At 53.9% G+C, this 20280-nt stretch carries 16 protein-coding genes and 2 pseudogenes; 12 read left to right on the forward strand and 6 right to left on the reverse strand.

The window, feature by feature from the left end; all coding sequences use genetic code 11:
- Nucleotides 1–184 precede the first annotated feature (184 nt).
- From NST08_RS01235 to phnX, 3 genes and pseudogenes are all read left to right on the forward strand, one after another.
- A pseudogene (locus tag NST08_RS01235) lies at nt 185–709 on the forward strand (ABC transporter ATP-binding protein); the annotation flags it as partial.
- Nucleotides 708–1640 (forward strand): annotated as a pseudogene (gene phnW / locus NST08_RS01240) (2-aminoethylphosphonate--pyruvate transaminase); the annotation flags it as partial. The pseudogenes NST08_RS01235 and phnW, both read left to right, overlap by 2 nt.
- Nucleotides 1637–2458 carry a phosphonoacetaldehyde hydrolase gene (gene phnX / locus NST08_RS01245; RefSeq protein WP_210094332.1) on the forward strand — a complete coding sequence of 274 codons (822 nt, stop codon included), beginning with the start codon at nt 1637–1639 and terminating at the stop codon, nt 2456–2458. The pseudogene phnW and the gene phnX, both read left to right, overlap by 4 nt.
- Nucleotides 2459–2521: 63 nt before the next feature.
- On the opposite strand, the gene NST08_RS01250 is transcribed toward phnX, so the two are convergent.
- Nucleotides 2522–3484, reverse strand: a complete 963-nt coding sequence (locus NST08_RS01250) for an alpha/beta hydrolase (RefSeq protein ID WP_210094331.1) — start codon at nt 3482–3484, stop codon at nt 2522–2524.
- Between the two features lie 305 nt (nt 3485–3789).
- Nucleotides 3790–4512 (reverse strand): kanamycin nucleotidyltransferase C-terminal domain-containing protein, encoded by a 723-nt coding sequence (locus tag NST08_RS01255; protein WP_245255850.1) that lies wholly within the window; start codon nt 4510–4512, stop codon nt 3790–3792.
- 285 nt (nt 4513–4797) lie between these two features.
- On the opposite strand from NST08_RS01255, the gene NST08_RS01260 reads away from it, so the two are divergent.
- From NST08_RS01260 to NST08_RS01270, 3 genes are all read left to right on the forward strand, one after another.
- A complete protein-coding gene (locus tag NST08_RS01260) occupies nt 4798–5514 on the forward strand; it encodes an SAM-dependent methyltransferase (protein ID WP_341341353.1) in 717 nt (238 codons plus the stop codon).
- A gap of 104 nt (nt 5515–5618) precedes the next feature.
- The gene (locus NST08_RS01265) at nt 5619–6056 is read left to right on the forward strand and encodes a hypothetical protein (RefSeq protein ID WP_251536250.1); all 438 of its coding nucleotides are present in this window, start codon (nt 5619–5621) and stop codon (nt 6054–6056) included.
- Between the two features lie 129 nt (nt 6057–6185).
- Nucleotides 6186–6830: a hypothetical protein gene (locus tag NST08_RS01270; RefSeq protein WP_341341354.1), complete on the forward strand. Its 645-nt coding sequence runs from the start codon at nt 6186–6188 to the stop codon at nt 6828–6830.
- 210 nt (nt 6831–7040) lie between these two features.
- Here NST08_RS01270 and NST08_RS01275 read toward each other — a convergent pair whose 3' ends face one another.
- Nucleotides 7041–7619, reverse strand: coding sequence for an LOG family protein (locus NST08_RS01275; RefSeq protein WP_077570445.1), 579 nt, complete (start codon nt 7617–7619; stop codon nt 7041–7043).
- 301 nt (nt 7620–7920) lie between these two features.
- Here NST08_RS01275 and NST08_RS01280 point away from each other — a divergent pair, with 301 nt between their 5' ends.
- The gene (locus tag NST08_RS01280; RefSeq protein WP_445933640.1) at nt 7921–8232 is read left to right on the forward strand and encodes a MazG nucleotide pyrophosphohydrolase domain-containing protein; all 312 of its coding nucleotides are present in this window, start codon (nt 7921–7923) and stop codon (nt 8230–8232) included.
- 150 nt (nt 8233–8382) lie between these two features.
- Here NST08_RS01280 and NST08_RS01285 read toward each other — a convergent pair whose 3' ends face one another.
- From NST08_RS01285 to NST08_RS01295, 3 genes are all read right to left on the reverse strand, one after another.
- Nucleotides 8383–9360 carry an electron transfer flavoprotein subunit alpha/FixB family protein gene (locus tag NST08_RS01285; protein WP_251536213.1) on the reverse strand — a complete coding sequence of 326 codons (978 nt, stop codon included), beginning with the start codon at nt 9358–9360 and terminating at the stop codon, nt 8383–8385.
- A gap of 289 nt (nt 9361–9649) precedes the next feature.
- Complete coding sequence (locus NST08_RS01290) at nt 9650–10417, reverse strand: electron transfer flavoprotein subunit beta/FixA family protein (RefSeq protein ID WP_341341356.1); 768 nt, start codon at nt 10415–10417, stop codon at nt 9650–9652.
- 59 nt (nt 10418–10476) lie between these two features.
- Nucleotides 10477–11067 carry a TetR/AcrR family transcriptional regulator gene (locus tag NST08_RS01295; RefSeq protein WP_007132916.1) on the reverse strand — a complete coding sequence of 197 codons (591 nt, stop codon included), beginning with the start codon at nt 11065–11067 and terminating at the stop codon, nt 10477–10479.
- A gap of 544 nt (nt 11068–11611) precedes the next feature.
- Here NST08_RS01295 and NST08_RS01300 point away from each other — a divergent pair.
- The 5 genes from NST08_RS01300 (at nt 11612) to NST08_RS01320 (ending at nt 20191) form a co-directional block, all read left to right on the forward strand.
- Complete coding sequence (locus NST08_RS01300; RefSeq protein ID WP_341341357.1) at nt 11612–13792, forward strand: (Fe-S)-binding protein; 2181 nt, start codon at nt 11612–11614, stop codon at nt 13790–13792.
- The gene (locus NST08_RS01305; protein ID WP_341341358.1) at nt 13789–16227 is read left to right on the forward strand and encodes a 3-hydroxyacyl-CoA dehydrogenase/enoyl-CoA hydratase family protein; all 2439 of its coding nucleotides are present in this window, start codon (nt 13789–13791) and stop codon (nt 16225–16227) included. Before NST08_RS01300 ends, NST08_RS01305 begins: the two co-directional genes overlap by 4 nt.
- 276 nt (nt 16228–16503) lie before the next feature.
- Nucleotides 16504–17694, forward strand: a complete 1191-nt coding sequence (locus NST08_RS01310; protein WP_341034606.1) for an acetyl-CoA C-acyltransferase — start codon at nt 16504–16506, stop codon at nt 17692–17694.
- Between the two features lie 379 nt (nt 17695–18073).
- A complete protein-coding gene (locus NST08_RS01315; RefSeq protein WP_341341359.1) occupies nt 18074–19864 on the forward strand; it encodes an acyl-CoA dehydrogenase family protein in 1791 nt (596 codons plus the stop codon).
- A gap of 159 nt (nt 19865–20023) precedes the next feature.
- A complete protein-coding gene (locus NST08_RS01320; protein WP_167324142.1) occupies nt 20024–20191 on the forward strand; it encodes a hypothetical protein in 168 nt (55 codons plus the stop codon).
- Nucleotides 20192–20280 lie beyond the last annotated feature (89 nt).

Below are 20280 nucleotides of genomic sequence, written 5' to 3' on the forward strand. Positions count from 1 at the left end.
TGCTTATTCAATAGAGCATCCCATATTATTCATAAGTTAGGCATCCATTAAGGATCAATATGACCATAACATGGTATAGATTTAGTAATAATTTATGCATAATTTACGTGGATTTAACAGTTGGCATGATTCCTGTTTACATAGGATTTCTATACTGGGGGTGTGTTTAAGGGAGGTGACCGGTTTGCTGAAACTCCAACATGTAAGCAAACATTTCGACAATAAAGCGGTTTTGGACGATATCAGCGTGGAGATCGGCACGGGAGAGATCGTCTCCCTGCTCGGTCCGAGCGGAAGCGGGAAGACGACGCTGCTGAATATGATCCTCGGTCTGACGAAAGTCGACCAGGGCAAGATTTTATTCCACGATCAGGACCTGAGCCGCGTGCCGATGAAGAAGCGGGGATTCAACATTGTTTTTCAAGATTATGCGTTGTTTCCGAATCTGAATGCCTACGAGAACATCGTCTATGGCTTGCGCAATAAGAAGGGGGCCGCCAGCCCGCAGGAGGTTCATGAGTATATTGATTTTCTCGAACTCCAGCCGCATTTGAAGAAGCGGATCGGCGAGCTGTCCGGCGGGCAGAAGCAGAGGGTGGCACTCGCAAGAACGCTGGTGACGAAGCCGAAGATTCTTTTGCTGGATGAGCCGCTCAGCGCCTTGGACGGCGTCATTAAGGAGTCGATCAAGCAGCGGATCAAATCGATATACGGCCGTGCTGATGCAGGGCAGCGGCACGTTTGCGGTCGAATCGGTCATGACCTCCGCCATTTCCGATAAGGATAAAGTGCTGATCGTGTCCAACGGCGCATACGGTGAACGAATTATCCAAATGGCCGAGTACATTGGACTCCAGTACGCCGCTTACAGAACCGGTTATGATGTGCACCCGAAGGAGGAGGAGCTTCGCACTATCCTGAATGAGGATCAGCGCATCACCCATATCGCGATGGTGCATTGCGAGACGACAACCGGGATTCTTAATCCGCTGGACATGATCTCGGGGCTGTCCCGGGAATACGGAAAAACCCTGATCATCGATGCGATGAGCAGCTTTGGCGGCATCGAGATCGACGTGGCAGGGCTTGGCATCGACTATTTGATCAGCAGTGCGAACAAGTGCATCCAGGGCGTTCCGGGCTTCGGGTTTGTCATTGCGAACATCGAGCGGCTGGCGGCTTGCCAAGGCATTGCGCGCAGCTTGTCCCTGGATCTGTATGATCAGTGGAGGGGAATGGACAAGGACGGCAAATGGCGTTATACGTCGCCCACCCATGTCGTAGCCGCTTTTTCCAAGGCGCTGGATGAACTCATGGAGGAAGGCGGAGTATCTGCAAGATTCGAGCGCTACCGGAACAATAACCGGCTGCTGCGAGAGCGAATGGCGAGAATCGGAATCCGCGCTTATATCGCCGAGCCTGTTCAATCTCCCATTATTACTACATTTGTTTTTCCAAGCGACCGGTTCAGCTTCGAGCAATTTTACGCGTACATCAAGGACAGGGGCTATGTCATCTACCCGGGCAAGCTGACGGAGGTGGACACGTTCCGCATCGGGAACATCGGAGAGATCTATGAGCAGGATATCGTGCGGTTATGCGAAATTATCGAAGAATATATGGGAGTGATGGCACAATGAACAAGATCGAAGGCGTAATTCTCGACTGGGCCGGGACGGCTGTGGACTTCGGCTGCTTCGCACCGGTGAATGTGTTCGTGGATATATTCCGGAATGCAGGCATCGATGTAACGATGGAGGAAGCCAGAGCGCCGATGGGCATGCTGAAAATCGATCACATCCGCGCAATGCTGTCTATGCCGCGTGTGTCGGGACTGTGGGAGGAGAAGTACGGAAGGGCCTTCAATGAAGAAGATGTGGAGCGGCTGTACGGCGAATTCGAGCCTGCGCTCATGGCATCGTTGTCCACATACACAGACCCTATTCCTGGAGTTATCGAGACGGTGAAAGAGCTTCGCGGCCGGGGGCTGAGGATTGGCTCTACAACCGGCTATACGGCCGGGATGATGGAGGTGGTCGTATCGTATGCCGAGCGCAAGGGGTATCGCCCCGATGTGTTCTTTACGCCGGATGATACGCATTCATGTGGACGCCCCTATCCGTATATGATCTACCGGAACATGGAGCATCTGAAGCTGTCGGCTGCCTGGAAGGTCGTGAAGGTCGGGGATACCGCGTCTGATATTAAAGAAGGCGTAAATGCCGGGGTGTGGTCGGTAGGCGTTGCTGTGGGCAGCTCGGAAATGGGACTGTCCCCTGAGGAATTCGAATCCTTGTCCGAATCGGAGCGGGCGGAAGCCATCATGAGCACACGGCAGACGTTTATTCGGCACGGGGCGGATTTTACGATCGATACGATGCGCGATCTTCCGGCATTGATCGAGCGGATCGACGGTTTGCTGAGCGAGGGGAAAAGACCGGGTCATCATTATGAATAGCATGATACGAGAAGAAACCGCGCCTTGGGCGCGGCTTCTTGCTGCTTGGTTAAACTAGGATTTTTAGCGTACCATGGCCGCTCTTTTATTCTCCTCACGGACATACGCCCCGATAAACTCCGTCACTTCCCCGTCATAGCCTTCGGGATCGAACTGACGAGCCAGGCCATGGCCGGCACCGGGAACGACAAACAGTCGTTTTTCCGCAGGCCCGTTCTCGTACAGCCTGTAGACCATTTCTGTCGGGACAAACAAATCGCCGCCGCCGTGGATGAACAGAATGGGGGTTTTGGATTTCTTCACCTGCTCCAAAGCCGAAGCCTCTTTGAACGAATAGCCTGCGCGCAGCTTAGTGAGCAGACTTGTGGATGGAAGGATCGGGAACGAGGGGAGCTTATACATGCGCTTCAGCTGATACGCCAGCTCATCCGCCACCGAGGTATACCCGCAATCCGCTACGATGGCCTTCACCTGGGGAGGCAGCTCCTCGCCGCTGGCCATCATGACGGTTGCGGCGCCCATGGATACGCCGTGCAGGACGAGCTGCGCTTCTTCTCCCGTATGTTCAACGATCATATGAATCCACTTCACCACATCCTTGCGCTCCGGCCATCCGAAGCCGATATAATCACCTTCGCTCAAGCCATGGCCCCGGGCATCAGGCAGAAGGACATTAAAGCCTAAATCCTCATAGTACATGTGAGCGAAGCTGCTCATTTGCTCGGAGCGTCCGGCATAGCCGTGCGCAAGGAGAACCGTTTGGTTAGTGGCCTTTTTTGCCGGCAAATAATAGGCATGAAGCTTCAGGCCATCGTCCGCGATAAGACTCCAATTCTCGAAGCTTTGCGCGCTCCACCAGTCTTTGCTGTCCGCAAAAGGGTTCTCGACATCCGCATTGGCTGCCAGGTCCGGATTCTCTGCTAGAAATTCCTTATCTGCGCGGGCGATGGCGACGTGATAAAAATAAAAGCTGACTGCGACCATCACGATTATAAAAAGCACTAGTGCCGTAATTGCTGCTAACATGACGACAATCCTTTGTTCAATATGATTGATTACCTCTCTATGGTCATTGTGGTGTACGTCGCGCTGAGCTGCCGTACATCGAACGAGCGGTGATTCTGGGAAGAGAGTATGCTGCTTCCTATCATAGCTTATAATCGTATTCCTTTAAAAGAACAACTTACCAAAGTAACAAGCTGCCCCCCAAGTACAAAAACTTGAGGGGCAGCTGTTTTTTTAGCCTATGCTTTTTTGCACCGTACGCATAGAGAGCAATGCGCACGGTGTACAAATAGCTGCCTGTGAGAAATTCATGCTTGGAGCGATTATCAAAAAGGAAGCTTGTCCAACTTATACTCGATGCCCATCTCCGCATACCATTCGTTTAGTCCGGTCCACAAATGCTCGCAGCGCTCATATATAAGCTCCGAATCATGAAGCTGTCCCCGTGTCACCAATTCGATAAGCTCATCATAGCCCGATGGGCGAGATGGCATTTGAAGCGATTCCTCATAGGTTCTGGCTCGGGTAGTATAGAATGTTTTGTTGGCGAGTCCGATCAGCTTTGCGCTCTGCCACGCCAGATCCTTGGCACCGAGGGGCAGGTAGCCGTAATTGCCTGCCTGTTTATTGTTGCGGATTTTGCCCATCGTTTCGTAAGGCTCCCAAATCATAAATTCTCTCATTACGTCCCGAATTGCTTCGTCGGAAATTTGCATCGGCCGTGTGCGAATCTCATCGAGCAGCCGGTCCGGATCATAGATTGCTTGCAAATGAGCATATGCGCCTGCCTTAATGGCCCAGGAATCGTCAACGGTCGCAGCGGAGCGCATGGCTTCGTGTTTTTGCTTCATTCCGATTTCGATTTTGAATGGAGGATAGATAAATTCATGCCCGGGAAGAGAGATGCCATCCTTCGTAATCACCCGAAGCTCGATATCGGAGTAGGGCCCGTCGATCCCTTGGGCAAGCGAGCCGTACAGGCCGATCGCCAGAATGGCATCGCCGTGAAGCTGAAGCAGCCGATCCTTGATTTGGGCAACCAATTTCATTTTTTCCTCTCTTGTCGTGGGAGCAGGGTAAGGCAGCATACGTGTGATCCTCCTTATATGGCTTTTTTCAAATTAAATACGTACATAAAAAGAGTATAGCTTAAACAGGGGAGGGCCGAAAACGAATGGAGAAGGGATGATAGAGAAGAGGCAAGTACACGGGCACCTGCACGGATCGGAAAATGACTATTATCCATGCATTCCATCATATGGTAATATAGGTTTGCGGAGATGGCGCTTGGATGGCCGGAATCCGCACCAAGATCATAGCTGAGGTGAGATGAGATGAGAAGAGACGAGAAGAGGCAAGGGAAGACGAAGCTGGAATTGAACCGGGTGGTGTTTATCGGCCGGACCTATGAGGAGTACATGCGGATGTTTGATCTGCAGGCAGGGGAGCTGGCAGGCAAGAAAATATTAGATTGCCCCGCCGGAGCGTGCTCTTTTACGGCGCATGCCGCAGCGGCCGGATTGGATGTCACCGCAAGCGATATCGCGTACGATCATCGGATCGAGGATCTGGAGCGGAAAGGCCTAGAGGATACTGCGCACGCAATGGAATCCATGGAGCAGACGAAGCGAAACTTTGTATGGGACTTTTACGGGGATGTTGCGGGCGTTAGCCGTCATCGCCATCAAGCTCTCCAGGACTGTGTTGCGGATATGAGAGCTTATCCGGAGCGGTATGTGGCTGCAGTGCTGCCGGAGCTGCCATTTTGCGATGAAAAGTTCGATTTGGTGTTATCCGCTCATTTTCTGTTTATGTACAGCGACCGTTTGGACTATGACTTTCACCTGAACACGATTCGAGAGCTGCTTCGGGTTGCTTCGGAGGAAGTACGTATTTTTCCGCTAACCGATTTGTCGGGGAACCGATATGAGCAACTGGAGCGACTGATTCAAGATCTGGAAGCTGAAGGTCTCGAAGTGACCGAGAAACAGGTGTCCTATGAATTTATGATCAATGGCAACTCCATGCTGCAGATTCGAAAAACAAGATGAAGAAACTAGGGGGCCGATCAACATTCGGCTCCCTTTCTTTGTGGTGATCTTATAAGCGTGGGAGTAAGATTTTCGTAAGACTGTGAGGTGAATGGTTCTTGAAAGTGATCAAATGGATGACTGCTGCTGTACTTCTTTGCTGCACCTTTGTTTTAGGGTCGTGTTCTCCACAGCAGGCGGAGAATCCTCTACCTGAAGATCAAGAAGAACAGCCTGGACAGCTGCCCCAAGCCAAAATTACAAATGTATCTACAACCCTAGAGGAACGGGACAACTGGTTCGTCGTCCCGGAAAACACGGAAACCGTGACATTTAAGGTGGAAGCGGAGCATACGAATACGGTTCTGTTCTGGATTGCTCCTACAGGTACCGAGACAGGGAAGGAACGTAAAATAATAGGTTATGATGCCGATGGTTCCGATGGCTGGTCATTGGAATGGAAGGTAGGAAATCAAGCACTGCATGATCATATATCGATTGAAGCATTGGGCGTTGATGGCCGCACAATGGATAGTTATACGCTAAATATACATTCTGAATGAGGGAGCCGCCGGAAGTTCCTGGAGATATATATTTGTTAAAAATTGGATTAATGCAAATACGCAACATTTAATAGTGGATTTCGTCATCGACTACGTAAATATCTTTTACAAATACTAAGGGGGAATCACGTGAAAAAAGCTATTTATATCATTGCCTCTTTGGCAATCGTCTCATCGATCGGATTTGGAATGATACAAACTGGTGGAGATACCAGTCAGGTTGCAGGCACAAAACAACTGAAGGAAGGCACCTATCAAATAGCTACGACCCACGCTAAAATACCTTTCTTTGAAGAGTTTAGCACTTTAGAGAACTACTCGGAAATAATCGTAATTGGACATGCAGTAGGGCATCAAGGCACCTATCAAGTTAAAACAGATACTGGAGCGATAATTGACAAGCTTGATAAAACGCCTTTTCAGATTGACAAAGTATTTAAGGGTAACATCTTTAAACAATCTACAATCACCGTAATGGAGGATGGGCGTATTGAAGATGGTGTATACCACAACCTGGAAGGATACGTCAAAATGAACGATTCCAATCAATATTTACTGTTTTTGCGCAAAACCGGTGGTAACACATATGCTGTTAATGGATCTTACCAGGGCAAATTTAATGTTGATAAACCGGGTAAAGTTTCGAACTTCACGAGTAATTCAATTTCTCCACAACAATTAGGAGATGTTGAATACCTTGGTGAAAATACGGAGCATTACAACAAACTGAAAGATAAAGCCATTAGTAAATACACAATCAAGGCAGCCGACTAAGCGAAAATCCCACGGAGTAAATCCGCGGGATTTTTTTATTTGGGGGCTCGTCTTATTGGCCGCAATTTGGCTTTCTATGGGCTTAGCTGATCTAAGACAGCAACCGGGAACAGCCTCCAAAAGGATAGGGTGTAAACACTTGATCGTGAATGGTGTCAAATTAAGGCAACTTTGAGTCAGCCTCTTATGTAACAACGGACCTCCCGTGCCTTAATCGAGATCCTTCCACTTCATATCCAGCGTAGGCGGCGTATAGCTCTCCATCAGCTCCAGAAGCTTGATCGGATCATCGGAAATATTGATCAGATTCAAATGGGACGAATTCGCAAAGCCCGCGGTAATGCTGGATTGGACCAGGCTCATCAGCGGGTCGTAGTAATTTCGGATATTCAGCAGCCCGATCGGCTTCTGGTGAATCCCGATTTGAGACCAGCACAACACCTCGAACAATTCCTCAAAGGTTCCGAAGCCCCCAGGCAAAGCGATAAAGCCGTCGGCGTATTTTCCCATCGTTGCCTTACGCTCATGCATATCCGCAACTTCAATCAGCTGCGTTAGTCCGGTATGTACAATTTCGCCCTTAAATAACCCCCGGGGCATGACCCCAATGACCTCGCCGCCAAGCTCAAGCACTGTATTGGCCACCTCGCCCATCAGTCCGACACGCGAACCGCCGTATACCAGCCGGTATTGTTTTCGGGCAATCAGTTCGCCGAGCGCTGCCGCTTGGGTCTTATAATCCGGATGCTCACCCATGTTCGAGCCTGCAAATACGCATATTGATTTCAATTCAGCCACTCCTAACCAGATGTTGATAATCATTCCGAGTAATTATACTATATATAGTGATTGGTGTCATGGAACGAAAAGCGATGTCTTCGTGTTCTTCAAGTTAGAGCATGTTTATATCGTACTTCCTTATGTTAAACCGCATGTTAGAAGATTCCCCTTATATGTAAAAATTTATGAATAAGCCGACAACACTCGCGGTTTCAACCATGAAATGAATCGGCTTTGGGCAAGGCGTATCTTTTTAGCGGCTCAAGACCTAGGGTACAGCCCAGAACACGGAGGTATTTGGACAGTGGACATGAATGAAGCGCAGCAGTGGATCAAGCAATTTTACGGAGAGCGGGGATGGGCGGATTATGGCCCTTTTATCCGCATCGGTTTTCTGATGGAGGAGGCGGGGGAAGCCGCGCGGGCCGTTCGGGCTTACGAAATCGGGAGAGACCGGCCGGACGAGGAAGTGTCGTCCCGAGAGCGGCTGAAGCAGGATTTGGTGGAAGAAATCGGCGACGTTCTTGGCAATATATCATTGCTGGCCGATCTCTATGATATCTCTCTGGAGGAGGCATTTCGGGTACATCAGCAGAAGCTGCTGAAACGGTTCAGCTCCTGAGTGCAGTGACGGATTGACATAGAACATTAATGTATGAAAAAAAGAAAGGTCGAGTCCTGTCATCCGATATGCCGGATGGGAACTCGACCTTCTTTGAGCTGGAGAAGCCGGGTAGGCTTTATGAGCACAGGCCGCTACTGCTTTGGCCGGTTAAGACACCAGCACCTTGCGGAATTCCTGGGTGAGCAGCGGCACGATGTCGAACAGGTCGCCGACGATGCCGTAATCGGCTACCTTGAAGATCGGCGCTTCCGGGTCCTTATTGATCGCGATAATGACCCGCGATTGGCTCATGCCCGCCAGGTGCTGAATGGCGCCGCTGATGCCGCAAGCGATATAGATCTCCGGCGTAACCACCTTGCCGGTCTGCCCGATCTGGAGCGCATAATCGCAGTATCCGGCATCGCATGCGCCCCGGGAAGCGCCGACGGCGCCGCCGAGCAGCTCGGCCAGCTCCTCGAGCGGCTTGAAGCCCTCCGCGCTCTTCACGCCGCGCCCGCCGGAGACGACGATTTTGGCCTCGGAGAGGTCGATTTTTCCCGTCGTTTTGCGGACGACATCCTTAACGACGGAGCGGAGGGAAGGCGCGGGGAAGGCGACATCCTCGATGCTCGTGTCCACACCCTCAACAGCTTCGGCTGCCGGGATGTTGTTGGGCCGCACGGTCACCACCCATGGTCCGTTTACGAACACCCGCTTCTCGAATGCTTTGCCGGCATAGAGCGGACGGGTGAATACCGCTTCGCCGCTGTTATTCTCAATCGCGGTTACGTCGGAGATTTGACCGGCATCCATGGAAGCCGCCACCAGCGGAGCGAGATCGCGTCCGATCGCTGTATGTCCGAATAGAACCGCATCCGGCTTCGCAACGCCTAGCACCGCTTCGATCGCCGCCATATAAGCGTCGGGATTATAGTGCTCCAGGTCGTCATGCTCAACGGTATAGATGATTTCGCCGCCGTAAGGCTTAAGCGCGGATACGGCCTCCGTAATGTTCGAGCCAGCCACGAGAATGCGGATGCTGTCCCCGTCACCTGCGATTAGACGGGCTGCCCCCAGCGTTTCCAGGGCGACCTGACGCAGCTTCCCGTCGCGGGTTTCCGCGTATACCAGTATCGTTTTGCTCATAACATAACCTCCTTAGGTCCCTATCGAGATGGATGAAGAGATGATAAATCAATAAGTTAAGAGCTAATCAAACAAATCACGGTTCAAGCTTAGATTGATCAGAGGGCTATAATTCGCCCACCCGAACCTAGGGCCCGGCCATCGAAATGCGTGCATGACGGACATCCCATGAACCATACAATCAGAATACGTAGTGAAAGGGGAAGTGCTCGATCAGCCCCTGTGTAACCGCATTCAACGAATCGTATAAAAGTAAGGAGCGAAGAATCTCCCCGTATTCCGTAAAAAACTAGATCACCTTGGACTCGGTTCGCAGCAGCGTAACAAGCTCATGCGCCACCTCGGCAGGCTCACCCTTCAGAATGCGTCCGGCGCTGCGCTCCGGCGGCAAGGACAGATCGCTTTGCTTCGTCGCCGGGCGGATATCGTCCTCGGAGAGACCGAGATCATCCAGCGACAGCGTTTGAAACGGCTTCTTCTTCGCCTTCATAATGCCCGGCAGCGACGGGTAACGCGGCTCGTTCAAACCCTGCTGGGCGGTGAAAATCGCTGGCAGCTGAACCTCCAGCACTTCGAGATCGCCCTCGGCGTCCCGGTGCACTTCAGCCTTATTGCCGCTGATCGTAAGCTTGGTAATCGATCCGGCATGGGCTATGCCGAGCAATCCCGCAAGGCGTATCGCGACTTGGCCCGAACCCCGGTCGACCGAGAAGTTGCCGCCTAGAACCAGATCCGGCGTTTCTTTAGCCAAATACGCATGGAGCACTTTCGATACGGCATATTCGTCATCCGGTATCCGTTCATCCGAGATAAGCACCGCATCGTCCGCACCCATCGCAAGCGCGGTCCGCAAAGCCTCCGACGTGCGGTCCGGACCGACCGAGAGAAGCGTGACGCTGCCGCCATGCTCGTCGCGGTGCTTTACGGCTTCCTCCACAGCATATTCGTCATACGGATTAATCACGAATTTGACGCCATCCTCGGCAATCGACCCGTTCTCAATCTCAATCTTCTCCTCGGTGTCAAATGTTTGCTTCAGCAATACTACAATCTTCATCGGCCTCAGCTCTCCTTTCGAATGGTTGCCTTCATAAAATATGATGAGCGGGACTTGTTTTATTGCCCGCTGGACACACCGTTCAGAAAAAATCCAAGCGTCTCCTCCACCTGATCGGACAGGGAATACTTGCGGCCCGAGATGAGCCAGGAGGTTACCGCTTCGTCCATCGCTCCGAATATCAGGCTGCGCACAAGCTTAACGTTAAGATCGGGGCGGAACTTCTTCTCTTGGATACCCTGCTCCAGGATATTCTCGATCAATACGATATAGGGCTTAAGCGCATTGCCGATTTCCTTGCGAAGCTCGAGATCGCTCTGCCGGAGCTCAATCTGCGTGACATAAGCCAATTCCGGATTGCTCTCCAGCTCGGAAAAATGAATGCTGCATACGGTCCGCAGGGCTTCCACTGCGTCTGTCGTTCCTTTCACGCTTTCGTGGAATTTTCCGACGAGCTCGCCGAGCTTCTCCTGGAACAGACGGATCAAGATATCCTCCTTTCGCTTGAAGTATAGATAGATGGTACCGTCGGCTACGCCGGCCGCCTTGGCGATCTTGGACACCTGGGAGCGGTGGTAGCCGTTCTCGGCGAATACTTTCAGGGCGCCTTGAAGGATCAGATGGTACTTCTCATTTTTTTTACTTGTCATATGCTCACCCCGATGTTAGAATACAGTTAAAATTATGAATGAATACTCATTCAGTTCTTGTATCCATCATAAAATACGTTCATGTCATTGTCAACGACCGGTTGATGGGGCCGGGAAATTTATGAAGCGGGCGTATTCGGACTTCAAATTATAGACGTTCATATCACTAGGGCAACAGACGGCAGTTTAACCGTAAGAGCGAAAGGCAGCTTTAAGGATCGGCAAAGCCATTACAGGTTTAAAGGATCTAGATACGCAGCTAACGCAAGCAAGTTCGGTTTGAAGAAGTCGGCAGGGCACAGGTATGAAGGTCTATTTTTAGTCCTCGAATGTAAGCGCTTCATATGTTGTCCGAGTAACGCATGGACGGGCGGATTAGCGGAAGGAGTGACGGCAGCCTGGTTTCACGGTGCAGAGTGCAGTTGGATCAACACCAACCTCCCGTTGTTGCAGATTTCCGGCTTAGGAGGCGGGTCAGAGTCCGACCACATTCGCCCGGGCGGCAAGCATGGGGAAGAAAAAATAACGCAAGGAGCTGAGAGGGATGATTCTTGATCTGATCAACGCCGTGCTCTTTGTTGGAATCACAGGCTGGGCGGTTTACATGTTCGCGAGCGTGGTGTATCGCCGATACCTGTACATCCGTTTGGGAAAGCCGGCGAATTTGAAAAAGGATTTGAAGGAGCGCTTGAGCCAATTTGCGATTCAAGTGTTCGGCCAGAGCAAGCTGTTCAAGGACCGCAAGAGCGGGATCATGCACTTCATCGTTTTTTATGGATTTATCATCTTGCAGTTTGGCGCGATCGACATCATATGGAAGGGCCTGTCGGGGCATGGACTCCCGATTCCGGGGTATGAGGGCTTCATCCTGATGCAGGAGATTACGGTGGCCCTTATTCTGCTCGCAATCGGCTATGCGGCATACCGGCGATACGGGGAAAAGTTGAAGCGGTTGAAGCGCGGATGGAAGCCGAGCATCGTGATCTTCTTCATTACCTCGCTGATGGCTTCCGTGCTGCTGACGATGGCATTCGAGCGGCTTTGGGAAGGTCTTTCCTGGTCGGCATTTGCGCCGATCTCCTCAAGCATTGCCGCTGCGTTTGATTGGATGCCTTCCACGGCGGTCACGGTATGTTATTTCGCATTCTGGTGGATTCATCTGCTCATTCTGTTATCGTTCTTAGTCTACGTGCCCCAGTCGAAGCACTTTCACCTTATTACGGCGCCGATCAACATTCTGGTCCGACGTACCGATCCTCCCGGCAAGCTCAGCAAGCTGGATCTTGAGGACGAAGAGGCGGAGTCGTTTGGCGTCGGCAAAATCGAGGACTTCACCCAGAAGCAAATGCTCGATTTCTACGCCTGCGTCGAGTGCGGACGGTGCACGAATGTGTGTCCGGCCTCGAATACCGGCAAGCTGCTGTCGCCGATGCACATGATCGTGAAGCTGCGTGACCACTTGACGGAGAAAGGGGCGGCGCTTACCTCCAAGTCGCCGTGGATGCCGGCTTCGGTGTTTGGATCCCCAGGTGTGCATACGATGGCCGCGACCGATCTGGCGCTGGTCGGCTGGAAGGGCGAGGGCATTACCGATATCGGGCCGACGATGGAGGTCCAGAAGCGCTCCTGGCACCAGGTTGAGGGCGTCGATCCGAAGGATGTCCAGCTGATCGGCGGAGTCATGACGGAGGAAGAGATATGGGCCTGCACCACCTGCCGGAACTGCGAGGATCAATGCCCGGTCGCGAACGAGCACGTCGACAAAATCGTTGACCTAAGGCGGCATCTGGTCCTGATGGAGGGCAGTGTGCCGCAGGAGGGGCAGCGTGCCATGCAAAACATCGAGCGCCAGGGCAATCCGTGGGGCATCAGCCGTGCTGATCGCAGCAAATGGGTGAAGGAGATCGATCCGGAAGGAACGCTGGATTTAAAAATTCCGACTGTGAAGGAAAATCCGGATTTCGACATCCTGTTCTTCGTCGGTTCCATGGGGTCCTATGACAACCGGAGCCGCAAAATCACCCGCGCCTTCGTCCGGCTCATGAATGAAGCGGGCGTGAACTTCGCCATTCTCGGCAACGAGGAGAAGAATTCAGGGGATACCCCGCGCCGGATGGGCAATGAATTTTTGTTCCAGCAGCTGTGCATGGAGAACATCGAGACGTTCCAGAAGTACGATGTGAAGCGAATCGTCACAGCTTGTCCGCATACCTTTAATATTTTCAAAAACGAATATCCGGAATTCGGACTTACGGCTGAAGTCCTCCACCACACGGAGCTGCTGGATCAGCTGGTGAAGGAAGGCCGGCTTACGCCGAAGTATCCGATCCAGGAAAAAATCACCTACCACGATTCCTGCTACCTCGGCCGGTATAACGACGTCTATGACCAGCCGCGAAACGTGCTTCGCGCCATTCCGGGCGTGGAGCTCCTCGAAATGGAGCGCACCCGCGAGAACGGGATGTGCTGCGGTGCCGGCGGCGGCCAGATGTGGATGGAGGAGGATGCCGGCAAGCGAGTCAATCTGGCGCGAACCGAGCAGGCGCTCGCGATCTCGCCGACGATGATCAGCTCGGCCTGCCCGTATTGCCTGACAATGCTGGAGGACGGCACGAAGCTGAAGGAAGTGGAGGACAGCGTAAGAACGCGGGATATCGCGGAAATCTTGGAATTATCCGTATTTGGTCTATCCGAAATCCATGAACAGGAGGTCGTTGTGCAATGAATCAAACCACTACCAAGGAAGCCGTCAGAGGCTCCGGCGTCGCTAGCCGAAACATTACCAAAGCCGCTGTCATCGGCTCCGGCGTGATGGGATCCGGCATTGCCGCCCATCTCGCCAATGCAGGCATCCCTTGCCTGCTGCTCGATATTGTTCCTAAGGATCTGACGCCGGAGGAGGAGAAGGCCGGTCTCACGCTGGACCATCCGAAGGTGCGTAACCGGTTGGCGGCCAAGGCTGTTGCCGCGCTGCCGAAATCAAGCACCGCTCCGCTGTACCGTGCCGATTTTGTCAGCCGCATTACGCCTGGGAATATGGAGGATCACCTGAGCCAGCTGAAGGAGGCCGACTGGATCATTGAGGTCGTCACCGAACGGCTGGAGATCAAGAAGAGCATTCTGAAGACGATCGAAGGCGTTCGCAAGGAAGGAGCGATCGTCAGCACCAATACATCCGGGATCTCGGTCAATGCGATGGCGGAGGAATGCGGCGAGGAATTCCGCAGACATTTCCTGGGGACGCATTTTTTCAACCCCCCTCGCCATATGAAGCTGCTGGAGATCATTCCGGGCTTCGATACCGATCCCGATATTACGCAGTTCATGGTGGATTTCTGCACGAAGCGTCTTGGCAAAGGCGTTGTGCTGGCGAAGGATACGCCGAATTTTATTTCGAACCGCATCGGCACCTATGGCCTGCTCGTCACGCTGCAGGAAATGGTAAGGAACAGCTACTCCGTCGAGGAAGTGGATGCGGCGACCGGCCCCGTGCTGGGACGGCCGAAAAGCGCCACCTTCCGTACGCTCGATCTGGTCGGGATCGATACGTTCGTCCATGTGGCGAAGAATGTGTACGACAACGTGCAGGACGGGCACGAGAAGGACGTATTTACAGTGCCCGACGTGCTGAATGAGCTCGTATCCCGCGGATGGATCGGGGAGAAGGGCGGCCAGGGCTTTTATAAGAAAATAAAAGGAGATCAGGGCAGCACCATTCTGTCCCTGAATCTGTCCACGATGGAATATAACCCGAGCGCTAAAATCAGCTCCGCATCCATTGAGGCGGCTAAGGCGGTGAAGGGGGCTAAGCGGAAGATCAAGGCTTTTCTCGGCACGAAGGACCGCTACTCGGAGCTCGCCTGGAATGTGCTGAAGCAGGTACTCGTGTACTCCGCCGAGAAGCTGGGCGAAATTGCAGATTCCATCCAGGAGATCGACAATGCCATGAAATGGGGCTTCAACTGGGAGCTGGGGCCGTTTGAAACCTGGGATCTGATCGGCCTGCCGGAATCGGTGCAGCGGATGGAGGCCGAGGGGCTGACGGTGCCGGCCTGGGTCAAGGACTGGATCGCCGCAGGGAATAAATCCTTCTATCAAGAGAAGGACGGTCAGGTGTTCCATTACTTGAAGGGCGAATACAAAGCCGTAGATGCAGAGCCGGAGCGGATCTCGCTATCGGCGCTCAAAGCGCAGAATCGGGTGATCCGATCCAACACGGGGGCGAATCTGATCGATATCGGGGACGATGTCGCACTGCTGGAGTTCACGTCACCGAACAATGCGATCGGTGCGGACATTCTGGTCATGATCCAGCAGAGCGTGGAGGAAGTCCGGGCGAATTACCGCGGGTTGGTTCTCGCTAACGAAGGACGCAATTTCTGTGTCGGGGCGAATCTGATGCTCATGCTGATGGAGGCCCAGAGCGGCGATTGGGATGAGGTGGATGACATCATCCGTCTGTTCCAGGGCAGCATGATGAAGCTCAAACGGCTGGAGAAGCCGGTCGTCGCGGCGCCGCATCGGATGACGCTCGGCGGCGGCGTGGAGGCGTGCCTGCCGGCGGACCGGATTGTTTTCTCGGCCGAGACCTACTTCGGCCTGGTAGAGACCGGTGTCGGCCTGATTCCAGCAGGCGGGGGCTGCAAGGAGCTCGCCCTGATGGCTAGCAGCCGCTACCCGGATCCGGGCAGCGATCCGCAGCCGGAGATTAACCGCATGTTCGAGATGGTGGCCATGGCGAAGACGTCCACCAGCGGTCACGAAGCGGTTCAAATGTACGGCCGCGGGGCGGATACGGTGGTCATGAATCAGGACTACCGGATCTATGAGGCCAAGCAGGCCGTGCTCGAGCTTGATCGCGCAGGCTATGTCCCGCCGCAGCCGGGCAAGGCCCGGGTCGTCGGCCGCGACGGCCGCGCCGTGCTCCAGATGGGCGCCATCGACATGAGGCGAGGCGGTTATATCAGCGACCACGATCTGCTGATTGCGAAGAAGCTGGCGCATATTTTGACCGGCGGCGACGTGCCGGCCGGAACCATCGTCAGCGAGGAGCATCTGCTCGATCTGGAACGCGAGGCGTTCCTCAGCCTGCTCGGCGAGGTGAAGACGCAGCAGCGCATGCAGCATATGCTCGCCAAGGGCAAGCCGCTGCGCAACTAGGGACAGATGTTGGTCAAAAGCAAGTCACTGCGGAATTAGGGGAGTTGGTGGTATTCCGTTGGGGATTAGATTTTACTTTGACAATTCCTCTGTGATTCACCATTCATCAAATGCTGTTGCTGCTTGCAAATAGGTCTTATACGTTCATCGAACCTTTCGATTTCCAGCAGTGCCTTAGGTCCTGATTGAATTATAGTCGGCAAATCCGATTAGCTAATGAAGTTAGAAGTTGTCCTATTATATCCAACCAATTCAAGGTGACGAGGTGAAGATGGCATGAGAGAAGCAGTCATCGTATCGCTTGCCCGAACCCCGGTGGGGAAAGCGAAGAAAGGGAGTTTGGCCCAGACGCGCGTGGAGGACCTGGGGAAGGCGGTGCTGGAAGCCGTCATAGCTCGTGCGCCGGGCCTTAAGAAGGAGGATGTTGAAGACATCATCCTCGGGTGTGCGATGCCGGAAGGCGAGCAGGGATTGAACGTCGCCCGGATCATCTCGTTGTATGCAGGATATCCGGTCACGGTTCCCGCCCTGACGGTGAACCGGTTCTGCTCCTCCGGCCTGCAGGCAATCGCCTTTGCAGCGGAACGGATTATGCTCGGTTACGCCGACGTGATTATCGCCGGCGGCGTCGAGAGCATGAGCCATGTGCCGATGACCGGCTTCAAGCCGGCTCCGCATCCGACGATCGTTGATGAGATGCCGGAGGTGTACATCGGCATGGGGCATACGGCGGAAGAGGTCGCCCGCCGGTTCGGCATTACCCGCGAAGCGCAGGATGCCTTCGCGGCCAGCAGTCACCGCAAGGCAGCGGCTGCCATTGCGGAAGGGAAGTTCCGGGACGAGATCGTGCCGGTGAACGTGTCCTTGGCTGCCGCAGACGAGTCGGGCAAGGTGCGCAGTAAGTCCTTCACCTTCGATATGGATGAAGGCGTACGTCCCGACACATCGCCGGAGGTACTGGCGAAATTGCGGCCTGCCTTTGCTCTCGGCGGGACTGTAACCGCCGGGAACGCCTCGCAGACCAGCGACGGCGCGGCGGCGGTCGCGGTCATGAGCCGCGAGAAGGCGGAAGCGCTCGGCCTTAAGCCGCTCGCGACCTTCAGGTCCTTCGCGTTGGCGGGCGTGGAGCCCGAAATTATGGGCGTGGGCCCGGTGGAGGCTATTCCGAAGGCCCTCCGGATGGCGGGCATCGGGCTGGATCAGGTGGATGTGTTCGAGATTAACGAAGCGTTCGCTTCGCAATGTCTCCACATCATCCGCGCCTTGGACATTGACGAGAGCAAAGTCAATGTCAATGGCGGGGCCATCGCCCTCGGCCACCCGCTTGGCTGCACCGGAGCGAAGCTGACGGTCAGCCTTGTGTCCGAGCTGGCCCGGCGAGGCGGCGGCTACGGCGTCGTGAGCATGTGCATCGGCGGCGGTATGGGCGCTGCGGGGGTGTTCGAGGTGCATGCAGCCGGGGCGTGAGGTAGCTATTTACTACATCGGAGCAGGCACCTTCACAGCCAACAAGCGCTGTGCCCGCTCCGAACACGGACCGGGCACACGCGCCCTTCCCCCCACCAACAGTGATTGTGGGGGGGAGGCGGCCCTACCCAGCGGAGAGGGCGGAATTGGACTGGAGAAACAGAGTGTTCGCCTTTAATTTCAGATTTCGCCTCTGTTAAGGATCATTCAGGAAATCTGAAATTAACAGCGATCGGAAGTACAATCCGCCATCGTAGCGGACACCGAAGCAGCATTCACAGTAGTCATCGAAGCGACGCTATCTAAACAAGCAGACTTAAACATCGCAGCAGATGCACCACCACAATTACTAATCCCATTCCAGAAAGGAGCCATAACCATGAGCGACAACCAAACGAAAGAACCGAAAATCAAAGGCGGCAGCTATATTATCGATAACCTGGACGTGCAGCGCATCCTGACCCCGGAGGATTTCACCGAGGAGCATAAAATGATCGGCGACACGGTCCGGGACTTCATCGACGGTGAAGTGGTGCCGCATGACGAGGAGCTGGAGAAGCTCAATTACGAGCTGACCGTGGATTTGCTGCGCAAGTCCGGGGAGCTCGGACTGCTGGGCGCTGACGTGCCTGAGCCGTTCGGCGGCGTCGGGCTGGATAAAGTGAGCTCCACGATCATCAGCGAAGCGCTGGCCAAGGGCTCGTCCTTCGCCCTGTCCTTCGGGGCGCACGTCGGCATCGGGACGCTGCCGATCGTGTTCTTCGGCACGGCGGAGCAGAAGAAGAAGTACCTGCCGGACCTGGCCACCGGGGCCAAAATCGCGGCCTACTGCCTGACCGAGCCGACGTCGGGCTCCGACGCGCTCGGCGCCAAAACGACGGCACGTTTATCCGATGACGGCGAATATTATATTTTGAACGGATCGAAGTTATATATTACCAATGCCGGATTTGCGGATATCTTTATCGTGTACGCCAAGATCGACGGCGAGCATTTCACCGCGTTCATCGTGGAAAAGGAGATGGAGGGCTTCACGCTCGGACCGGAAGAGAAGAAGATGGGCATCAAGGGCTCCTCGACGCGTCCGCTTTTCTTCGAGGATGTGAAGGTGCCGAAGGAGAATTTGCTGGGCGAAATCGGCAAAGGCCATCGCATCGCTTTCAACATCCTGAATATCGGCCGGTATAAATTGGCAGCCGGTACGGTCGGCGCGGCGAAGGAAACGATCGAGCTGAGCGCGAAATATGCAAATACCCGCAAACAGTTCGACACCCCGATCTCCCAGTTCCCGCTCATGCGCAAAAAGCTGGCCGAGATGAACATTGCCGCCTTCGTGATGGAGAGCATGGTATACCGCACAGCCGGTCTGCTCGACGAGGCGCTGCAGGACATCGATTATTCCAGCGAGGACGCGGGCGCCTTGTCGGCCGCTGCGATCTCGGACTATGCCATCGAGTGCTCGATCAACAAGGTGTTTTGCTCGGAAGGGCTGGATTTTGTAGCGGATGAGGGGGTTCAAATCCACGGAGGATACGGGTACATTCAGGAATACAAGGTGGAGCGGATCTACCGCGATTCCCGCATCAACCGAATTTTCGAGGGCACGAACGAGATTAACCGCCTGCTCATCCCGGGAACCCTCGTGAAAAAAGCCATGAAGGGTGAAATCGCGCTGCTGCAAAAAGCGCAAGGCCTGCAAAATGAACTGCTGCAGATCGTTCCAGGCCAAACGTTCGAGGGTACGCTGGAGCAGGAAGCTCATTTCCTGGATATGAGTAAAAAGATTTTCCTGCTCGCCGGCGGCCTTGCGGTTCAAAAATTCGGGACCAAGCTCGAGAAGGAACAGGAGCTATTGTCCAATCTGGCGGACATGATGATTGATATTTTTGCGCTCGAAAGCGCCCTGCTGCGCACCAAGAAGCATATCGCTCGTACATCGGAAGAGAAAGCGGCCGGCATGATCGAGATGACGCAGGTATTTGCGTATGAAGCGTTCCAACGCATCGAGGCGCTCGCGAAAGAAATCCTGGCCTCCGTGGAAACCGGCGATATGCTGCGCATGCAGCTGTCGGTATTGAAAAAGCTGACCCGCACCAGCCCGGTCGATACGGTAGCGCTGAAGCGCAGCATTGCAGCCCGCGTCGTCAAAAACGAGCGGTATACGGTGTAAGTAACGTTGCGCCCATACTGCTGCCGGCATATTAACAAGGTATCCAAACCTTCCGGCGGATCGCCCTGAAGCTCATTGCGCAGTTTGCGGATAACGGAGAACCCTGTGAACGAGTTCATAGGGTTCCCGCCTCGTATAAACGCAGGGAGGAGTCAAGTCGTGCGAACAGCCAAAGGAGCGCACGACTCGGAGACCGGACCAAAGCGGTTCGATAAATCCGGGCAAACCGATGTCCAGACATTCAGAGCACGCGGACATTCTAAGACAGCGGGCAACTCCAAGCAAGCGCACGATCTAAACCGTTCCTCCCGGGATGTGCGGGGGTGATCTATACCGGATTTTTTTGGAGCTTATCAAAAGAGACAGGTTTTTTCTTGGAGTAGGAAAGGAAGAAGCATTCCTTAGGAAAGGGTTGG

The organism is Paenibacillus sp. FSL K6-1566, from assembly GCF_038050475.1.
GTDB lineage: Bacteria > Bacillota > Bacilli > Paenibacillales > Paenibacillaceae > Paenibacillus_AQ > Paenibacillus_AQ lactis.